Origin of the sequence: Azospira sp. I13, from assembly GCF_003112695.1 — a bacterium.
In the GTDB taxonomy this organism is placed as follows: domain Bacteria; phylum Pseudomonadota; class Gammaproteobacteria; order Burkholderiales; family Rhodocyclaceae; genus Azospira.
On record NZ_BFBP01000022.1, the window covers coordinates 23,821 to 30,285 of the forward strand.

The window sequence follows — 6,465 nt, forward strand, 5'->3', positions numbered from 1 at the left end:
GGGGCGAAGCCGGCCCGCCACGACGGGCCGGCGGATCAGGCGGACTCAGGGCAGGACGAAGGTGCTCTTTTCCAGGCGCTGGGTTGCGGCATCGTCCTGGGCGGTGATGCGGAAGTGGATGGGCTGGATGCCCCGGCTTTCCACCGGCCCGGGGACCGCCACGGTAACGTGCACCGGCGTGGTACTGCCCGGCAGGGCGGCGAAGCGGGTTTGGCCCTGGACGTGGATGCCCGGCAGGCCTTCCACCGCCACCGCGAATTCCCGGGGTTGCTCGGCCAGGTTCATCAGCTTCAGGGTGTAGGCATTTTCGAAATCCCCTTCCGCCGTTTCCCGCACCAGGGCACCCCGGTCCCGCAACACATCCACCAGCAGCAGGGAACGCTCCGACAGAATCCAGGCACCGAAGAGGGTGAAGAAGCCGAGCACCGCACCATAAACCGCCAGGCGCGGCCGCTTCCAGTGGCGGGAGCTCTGCCGGCCGCTGGCCAGCTCGTTCTCCGAGGCAAAGCGGATCAGGCCCCGGGGGCTGCCCACCTTGTCCATCACCGTGTCGCAGGCATCGACGCAGAGGCCGCAGTTGATGCACTGGTATTGCAGGCCATCGCGGATGTCGATGCCGGTGGGGCAGACCTGGACGCAGATGCCGCAATCGACGCAGTCGCCCTGGCCGCTCTGCCGCTTGGCGCCGCGGGGTTCGCCCCGGGCCACGTCGTAGGCCACGTTGCGGGTTTCCGGATCGAACATGACGCCCTGGAAGCGGGAGTAGGGGCACATGTGCTGGCACACCATCTCCCGGGTGAAGCCGGCCTGCACATAGGTGAACAGGGTGTAGAAGATCAGCCAGAAGCTCTCCCAGGGGCCCAGGGCGAAGGCCGCCAGGTGGGGCAGCAGCTGCCGGATGGGGGTGAAGTAGCCAACGAAGGTGATGCCGGTCCACAAGGCGATGGCCAGCCACAGGCCATGCTTGGCGCCCTTGCGCAGCAGCTTGTCGCCATCCAGGGGACGGTCGGCCAGTTTCAGGCGGGCCAGATGGTCGCCTTCCACCTTGGCCTCCACCCACATGAAGATGCTGGTGTAGACCGTTTGGGGACAGGCGAAGCCGCAGAAGAGGCGGCCGGCCACGGCAGTGACGAGGAACAGGCCGGTGGCCGAGAGAATCAGCACCAGAGCCAGCAGCAGGGCATCCTGGGGCCACAGCACCAGGCCGAAGAGGTAGAGCTTTTCGTGCACGATGTCGAACAGCAGGGCCTGGCGGCCATCCCACTCCAGCCAGCAGGCGCCGTAGAAGATGATCTGGGTGACCCAGACCATCAGCCAGCGCAGGCTGTTGAAGCGGCCGCTGACGGCCCGGGGGTGAATCTGGCGCTTGTTGCGGTACAGGGCGATCTTGGCGCTTTGCACCTTGCTGACAGTACTGCTGCTCCTGCTGTTCATGGTCGGCCTTTCGCGGGCAATAGGAGAATTTCCAATGCCGCCGAGTAGAACACCCGACCGTACTTGGGCACAGATTCAGTAAGTGCAATTTTCCATAGGAACAGATCGTCTGCGATCCCCGACCGGAGCCTGCCCTGACGATCCATCGCTTTGATTTTCATCAAGTTATTCCCCTACCACCGGGTGCCAGACTGGTGCTGCGCCTGTTCCCATGGAAAAGCAGCCCGGCTGTACCCGCCGCGGCCCGGCGGCGCGGGGGAGAATGCCCGGCATTCCCGGATGGTCCGGGCCCAGGGCAACGAGGAGAAGCAGGATGGAGGCGGCAATCAAGCCAGAAATCAACATCGGCGCTATCGATGCTATCGACGCCATCAACACGGTCGATGCCATCGGCGTTGGCGCTGCCACCGGCAAAGGTGGCGGGCCGGGGAGTGGCACCACCCCCGAGGCCCGGCCGGCCGGCTGGATTCCCGGCAACAAGGGCATCTGGGTTGGCATCACCTGCGAATTCATCGAATTCGCCCTGATGTTCGCCGTCTATTTCATCGCCCGGGCCCATTACCCGGAAGCCTTCGCCAACGGTTCGGAATTGCTCAACAAGACCGCCGGCACCACCATCACCGTGCTGATGGTTACCAGCAGCTTCTTCCTGGCCTGTTCCGTGGCCGCCCTGCGGGCCGGACGGCCCCGGCGGCAGGCGGTGTTCTGGCTGGTGGCGGCCCTGGTGGTGGCCCTCGGCTACCCGGTGGTCAAGGTGGTGGAAATCACCGGCAACCTGGCCCACGGCATCGACGGCAGCGCCGGCATCTTCTACACGGTCTATTACTACCTGACCTTCAACCATCTGGTACATGCCTCCTGGGGCATCCTCGGCATGGTCTGGGTGCTGGTGCGCCTGCTGCTCGGCGGCTATACCCGGGAAGACCACAGCGGCCTGGAATCCCTGGCCAGCTACTGGCACGCCACGGACATCATCTGGCTGATCCTCTTCCCCCTGTTCTATGTCCTGGCCTGAAGGAGGGCACCCCATGACGACCCACGCACCCGCCGCGCCGGCCCCATCCTCCCGCTCCCTCCTGCCGCCCGGGGCGCCGCTGCTGCCCTGGCTGGCCCTGGTGCTGCTGACCTTCCTCAGCCTCTTCCTCGGCGAGTGGTTCCACGGCGCCGCCTGGCTGCCCCTGCTGGTGGCTGCCATCCTCTGGGGCAAGGGCGCCCTGGTGGCCCACCATTTCATCGAATCGCCCCGGGCCCATCCCTTCATCGCCTGGCTGCTGCGCATCTTCATTGCCCTGACGCCGCTGCTATTGCTGCTCACCGCCTTCTTCGGCCGCCCGGTGGCCCGCCTCTTCAGCCTCTGACGCAGCGCCGCTGCCGCCTGCCGGCACCTGCAAAAATCGCCCCAGGGTCACCCACCGGCCCTGGGGCTTTTTTCTTGCCAGCGCCTTCTGTTCCTATTGAAATTGCGTTGCTCTGAGGCTGTTACCCATCTGCGGGGAGTGATTTACTCCGAAGCTGTTCAGCCATCATCGGAGCCGAGGATGAAAGTCGTTGCCCTGTTGGTACAACCCAGCGGCGTGGAGTGGGAATGGGAGCCCCGCCGCCTGGCGGAAGTGGCGGCCCGTCTGCCGGGGCTGATCGCCGTGGACCCCGCGGCCGGATTTTCGGCCTGGCCGGCGTTCTTCCCGCCGGCGGAAAGCCTGACCACGGCCCCTGCCGCCGCCCCGGGCAAGACCCTGCGGGAGATGGAGCGGCAATTCCTGGAGCAGGTGCTGGCGGAATGCCACGGCAACAAGAGCGCCGCCGCCAAGACCCTGAAGATGCACCGCCGCACCTTGCAGCGGAAACTGGCCCGCAGCGCCTAGCGCCGGCCCGGAGGCACCGATGCGCAATCTGCTGCTTAGCCTCATCGCCAACACGGAGCAGGGGCGAGCCGACCGCCACGTCAGCGTGCGACGCTATGGCCCCGGCCGCCTGGTCCTCGAAGGCAGCGCCAACCCCGGGCTGTTCTACATTCAGCACGGCCGCATGGAACTGCTCATCACCACGCCGGAGGGCAACGAGCGCTGCATGCGCATCCTCTCCGAATCGGACCTCTTCGGCCTCGAATGCCTTTACGGCACGGTCCTCACGCCGGGCTACCAGGTGCGGGCCATCACCTATTCCTCGGTGGTGCGCATCGACCTGGACCTGGTGGATCACTGGCTGGCCACCCAGCCCGAATTCCGCCGCCGCCTGGCCACCCGCATCGCCGCCGACGTGCTGCGCCTGGAGCAGGAGCGGGAGAAGACCCTGGCCTTCTCCGTGGCCGAACGACTGGTCTGCTACCTGCGCTGCGGCGAGAGCTGCGCCAACCTGCTGCCGACCCCGCCGGAGCCGGCAGCGCCCCTGCCCATGGCAATCCTGGCCCGGCGCATCGGCTGCAGCCCGGCCTACCTCTCCCGGGCAGTACGCAAGCTGATCCAGCAGGGGGTGGTGCAACGCATCAACCACCTGCCGCGCATCGACTGCCTGGAGAACTTTTCCCCCTGCCCGTGCAGTGCCGTGCCCGACGGCACCGACGGCCTCTACGGCCTGATCCGCAGCGCCTGAGCCCTTCCGCTACAACGTGCGGCCGACACGCCTCCCGGCCCCAACGGCACGGCCTGGCCCCCCTTGCCCGCCACCGCCATGACGTCGGCCGCCCGAAGCGCGTTTTTTGATTTCGGTACCGATCTGTAACTATCGGAAATCAGTTTTTCTGCCCCCGTTCCTCTCCCAGCCCCAGTGGTTTACTGGCGCGGCAGTCGGCCCGGCGCCTTGTGGCCCGGGCGACCACTGTGGCGGCCTCCAGCAGGAGGCGCCTCCATATCTTCAAAAAGGGGAGCGTTCAATGAAACCTCAACAACCCATCGCGGCCCTCCTGGCCCTGGCCCTCGGCGCCGGGACCCTGTGGGCCGGCAGCGTCAGCGGGGCTGAATCCCTGCAGGACGTGATGAAACGCCGCAACCTGTCCCAGCAGGACCTGGTGGCAGCAGCCAAGACCTATGTGCCGACGGGCAAGCGCGATGAATTCGTCGCCTTCTCTTCCGGCGGCCAGTCCGGCCAGGTGATCGTCTATGGCATTCCCTCCATGCGCATCCTCAAGTACATCGGCGTGTTCACGCCGGAACCCTGGCAGGGCTATGGCTACGACGAGGAGTCCAAGGCGGTGCTGGCCCAGGGCCGCATCGACGGCCGCGACATCACCTGGGGCGACACCCACCACCCGGCCATGTCCGAGACCCAGGGCAAGTACGACGGCCAGTTCCTCTTCATCAACGACAAGGCCAACCCGCGCCTGGCGGTGATCGACCTGCGGGACTTCGAAACCAAGCAGATCGTCAGCAACCCCATCTTCCGCTCCGAGCACGGCGGCGCCTTCGTCACCCCCAACACCGACTACATCATCGAGGCGGCCCAGTACGCGGCGCCACTGGACAACAAGAAGTTCGTACCCCTGGAAGAGTTCAACGAGAAGTACCGGGGCGGCGTCACCTACTGGAAGTTCGACCGCAAGGAAGGCCGCATCCAGGCCAAGGACTCCTTCTCCGTCGAACTGCCGCCCTACAGCCAGGATTTGTCCGACGCCGGCAAGGGGCCTTCCGACGGCTGGTCCTTCACCAACTCCTTCTGTTCCGAGCGTTACGTCGGCGGTATCGAGAAGGGCCGCCCGCCCTATGAAGCCGGCTGTTCCGCCAAGGACACCGACTACATGCACGTGGTGAACTGGAAGAAGGCCGCCGAGCTGGTGGCCAAGGGCATGGCCAAGAAGATCAACGGCCACAACGTGCTCTCCATCGAGACGGCAGTGAAGGAAGGCATCCTCTTCCTCATTCCCGAACCCAAGTCGCCCCACGGCGTCATGGTCTCGCCGGACGGCAAGTTCATCACCGTCTCCGGCAAGCTGGACACCCACGTCATCGTCTATTCCTGGGAGAAGATCCAGGCTGCCATCAAGGCCGGCAACGTGGAAGGCAAGGACCCCTACGGCATCCCGGTGCTGAGCATGAAGGACACCCTGCACAAGACCGTGCAGGTGGGCCTGGGGCCGCTGCACACCCAGTACGACTCCAAGCCCTGTGTCGCCTACACCTCCCTCTACGTGGATAGCCAGATCGCCAAGTGGGACTACTGCGAGGGCCGGGTGCTGGACAAGATTCCGGTGCATTACAACGTCGGCCACCTGATGACCATGGAAGGCGATTCCATGGACCCGAAGGGCCGCTACCTGGTGGCCATGAACAAACTCTCCATCGACCGCTTCACCCCGGTAGGGCCGCTGCACCCGCAGAACCACCAGCTCATCGACATCAGCAACGACAAGATGCAGCTGCTCTACGACATGCCCATTCCCCTCGGCGAGCCCCACTACGTGGTGGCCATCGACGCAGCCAAGCTGAAGCCCGGCGTGCGCTACAAGGTCGGCACCAACAGCCGCACCGACCAGCCCAGCGTCGGCGCCGTGCGGGCCGGCGAGGAGAAGACGGTGAAGAAGGGCAACAAGATCGAGGTCTTCGGCACCCTGATCCGTTCCCACATCACCCCGGAAACCATCGAGGCCGAAGTGGGGGATGAAATCACCATCCACCTGACCAACCTGGAACGGGCCCAGGACGAGACCCACGGCTTCACCGTCTCCACCTACAACGTCCATGCGTCCGTCGAGCCGGGCAAGACCGTCACGGTGAAACTGAAGGCCGACAAGGAAGGCGTCTACCCCTACTACTGCACCGAGTTCTGCTCCGCGCTGCACCTGGAGATGCAGGGTTACCTCCTGGTCAAGCCGAAGGGCTGGAAGCCGACCAAGACGGCCGGTGAAGAGAAGGCCATCTACACGGAAGACGACTACAAGAAGCAACTGAAGAAGGTCGCCGATACCCAGACCGTGATCGACCAGGTGGTGGGCTATATCACCTCGGTGAATTACAAGGACTTCCCGGATGTAGTGAACATGATGGACGACGCCGTTGATCAGCTGAACAAGATCAAGGACGCCAAGGCCAAGCATGAAGA

Annotated in this window: 6 protein-coding genes; 5 read left to right on the forward strand and 1 reads right to left on the reverse strand. The window is 65.1% G+C overall.

Translation table 11 applies throughout. The features are described from left to right. Positions 1-45: 45 nt before the first annotated feature. Positions 46-1,434 carry a cytochrome c oxidase accessory protein CcoG gene (gene ccoG / locus AZSI13_RS15255; protein WP_109042048.1) on the reverse strand — a complete coding sequence of 463 codons (1,389 nt, stop codon included), beginning with the start codon at positions 1,432-1,434 and terminating at the stop codon, positions 46-48. A 313-nt stretch (positions 1,435-1,747) separates the two neighbouring features. Here ccoG and AZSI13_RS15260 point away from each other — a divergent pair, with 313 nt between their 5' ends. The 5 genes from AZSI13_RS15260 to nosZ all read left to right on the forward strand — a co-directional run. Continuing rightward, complete coding sequence (locus AZSI13_RS15260) at positions 1,748-2,449, forward strand: cytochrome c oxidase subunit 3 family protein (RefSeq protein ID WP_109042049.1); 702 nt, start codon at positions 1,748-1,750, stop codon at positions 2,447-2,449. A 13-nt stretch (positions 2,450-2,462) separates the two neighbouring features. Continuing rightward, complete coding sequence (locus AZSI13_RS15265; RefSeq protein WP_235609795.1) at positions 2,463-2,792, forward strand: hypothetical protein; 330 nt, start codon at positions 2,463-2,465, stop codon at positions 2,790-2,792. A gap of 180 nt (positions 2,793-2,972) precedes the next feature. After that, positions 2,973-3,296, forward strand: coding sequence for a helix-turn-helix domain-containing protein (locus AZSI13_RS15270; protein WP_109042050.1), 324 nt, complete (start codon positions 2,973-2,975; stop codon positions 3,294-3,296). Positions 3,297-3,315: 19 nt separating this feature from the next. Next, entirely contained in the window at positions 3,316-4,023 is a 708-nt protein-coding gene (locus AZSI13_RS15275) for a Crp/Fnr family transcriptional regulator (RefSeq protein WP_109042051.1), read from the forward strand. A 280-nt stretch (positions 4,024-4,303) separates the two neighbouring features. Beyond that, positions 4,304-6,465: Sec-dependent nitrous-oxide reductase (gene nosZ, locus AZSI13_RS15280; RefSeq protein ID WP_109042052.1), on the forward strand; the 2,162-nt coding region annotated here is incomplete at its 3' end.